The sequence below is a fragment of the Flavobacterium sp. LMO6 genome, from assembly GCF_009495795.1.
Lineage (GTDB): Bacteria > Bacteroidota > Bacteroidia > Flavobacteriales > Flavobacteriaceae > Flavobacterium.
This window is the reverse complement of the sequence record NZ_WIBH01000099.1, coordinates 1-235: the sequence shown is the minus strand read 5'-3', so window position 1 is coordinate 235 and position 235 is coordinate 1. Positions and strand designations below refer to the sequence as shown.

The following is a 235-nucleotide window of genomic DNA, read 5'->3' as shown; positions in this document are numbered from 1 at the left end:
TAAACATTGTTTTCCTCAACAGGACCAATCTTGTCTGATATAAAACTCAAACCTAGCCCTACATTCTTGCCAACTGGTGCGTGACCAAAAAAGGTACCTGTAGTAGGAGCATCCTCAATCTCAACCCACTGCTTTCTGTATAATAATCCCATCGATAAATTGTCCTTACTACCCGCATAGGCCGGATTCATTACACTCATATTATACATGTATTGTGTGTAATGGGGATCTTGTT

At 40.0% G+C, this 235-nt stretch carries 1 protein-coding gene; it reads right to left on the bottom strand.

Features of this window, described 5'->3' with window-relative positions; translation table 11 throughout:
• Nucleotides 1-235 (bottom strand): PorP/SprF family type IX secretion system membrane protein (locus GFJ99_RS14015; protein WP_153209549.1); only part of this gene is annotated, 235 nt, incomplete at both ends.